The sequence below is a fragment of the Bradyrhizobium sp. genome (genome assembly GCF_016462955.1).
GTDB lineage: Bacteria > Pseudomonadota > Alphaproteobacteria > Rhizobiales > Xanthobacteraceae > Bradyrhizobium.
In genome coordinates, this window is record NZ_JAEMSD010000651.1 from 1,516 (window position 1) to 3,222 (window position 1,707).

Sequence of the window (1,707 nt, forward strand, 5' to 3'; positions counted from 1 at the left end):
TGTTGGCTCGCTCTATCGCGTGTTGCGCGCGCGAGGCCACGACGTGATCGCCGGCCTTCAGCGGCGCCAGGATCGCGGTCGTCACCGCCGCCATGCCGGTTGCGGCCGAGCGGGCGGCCTCGGCGCCTTCGAGCTCGATCATGCGGCGCTCGAACATCGCGATGGTGGGGTTGGAGTAGCGCGAATAGATGAAGCCGGGATCCTCGCCCTTGAACCGCGCCTCGCACTCCTCGGCGCTGTTGTAGACGTAGCCCTGGGTCAGGAACAGCGCCTCCGACGTCTCGCCAAATTGCGAGCGCAGGGTGCCGGAATGGACCAGGCGGGTTTCGGGACGGTAGGCAGCAGGCGACTTCGACATAGGTACCTCCGACATGACCGCCGCGTCGAAAACGGTCACAAAAAAACCGGCCTGGATATCTCCACGGGCCGGGATCACAGAGGTCCCCGGCCTGTTTAGCGACTTATTTAACGTGGCTGCAAGCCGGCCGGCTCAAATCACCACGGGATAAGTGATGCTCATATTCCGCAATGCCCTTTCCGTCAAGGCGTCCATCGGATAGCCGTAAAAGACCTGTATTTCCCGGCATGTCCGGATGCGTTTGAGCCCTGATGAGGACCCCCGGTTGACGTTCACGGTCGCCGCCGACGCCAATGGTATCCTGCCCGACCGCATGATCGCGGCGATGGCGGAAGAAGGTCTCATCCTGCCCGCCTACGACTTCATCGAGAGCCAGATCCAGCCGGCCAGCCTCGATCTGCGGCTCGGCGACATCGCCTATCGCGTCCGTGCCAGCTTCCTGCCCGGTCCCGGCGCCACCGTGGCCGAGCGTATCGACGAATTGAAGCTGCACGAGTTCAGCCTTGCCGACGGTGCGGTGCTGGAAACCAACTGCGTCTACATCGTGCCGCTGTTGGAGAGCCTCGCGCTGCCGCCGGAGATCGTCGCGGCCGCCAACCCGAAGAGCTCCACCGGCCGGCTCGACGTCTTCACCCGCGTGATCGCCGACGGCACCCGCCGCTTCGACATGATCGGCGCCGGCTATCACGGCCCGCTCTATGCCGAGATCAGCCCGAAGACGTTTCCGGTGTTGGTCCGCGAAGGCTCGCGCCTCAGCCAGGTGCGCTTCCGCACCGGCGATGCCATCCTCAATGCCGACGAGCTCGATGCGCTGCACGCCAGCGAGCGTCTCGTCGACATCGACGATGCCGATCTCTCCGGCGGCGTCGCCGTCTCGGTCGATCTGTCCGGCGAGAAGGCGAGCGGCTTCGTCGGCTACCGCGCCAAGCGCCACACTGGCGTCGTCGATGTCGATCGCCGCGCGGGCTACGCGGTGGAGGAGTTCTGGGAGCCGATCTCGGCGCGGCCCGATGGCAGCCTGATCCTCGATCCCGGCGAGTTCTACATCCTCGCGTCGAAAGAGGCGGTGCAGGTGCCCCCGGACTACGCCGCGGAGATGGTGCCGTTCGATCCCCTGGTCGGCGAATTCCGCGTGCACTACGCCGGCTTCTTCGATCCCGGCTTCGGCTATGCCGGCGCGGGCGGGCAGGGCGCGCGCGCCGTGCTGGAGGTGCGCTCGCGCGAAGTGCCGTTCATCCTCGAGCACGGCCAGATCGTCGGCCGCCTCGTCTACGAGAAGATGCTGGGCCGCCCTGACGCGATGTACGGCCAGCGTATCGGTTCCAACTACCAGGCGCAGGGCCTCAAAC

At 66.1% G+C, this 1,707-nt stretch carries 2 protein-coding genes and 1 riboswitch; of the genes, one reads left to right on the forward strand and one right to left on the reverse strand.

Going from position 1 to position 1,707, the window contains the following annotated elements; all coding sequences use genetic code 11:
- The coding region (locus JHD07_RS36265) for a PLP-dependent transferase (RefSeq protein WP_291630926.1) at positions 1 to 358 on the reverse strand (358 nt) is incomplete at its 3' end.
- 74 nt (positions 359 to 432) lie between these two features.
- Positions 433 to 512: riboswitch (SAM riboswitch) on the reverse strand.
- Positions 513 to 623: 111 nt separating this feature from the next.
- Between JHD07_RS36265 and JHD07_RS36270 the strand changes: the two genes are divergently transcribed.
- Positions 624 to 1,707 (forward strand): 2'-deoxycytidine 5'-triphosphate deaminase (locus JHD07_RS36270; RefSeq protein WP_291630928.1); only part of this gene is annotated, 1,084 nt, incomplete at its 3' end.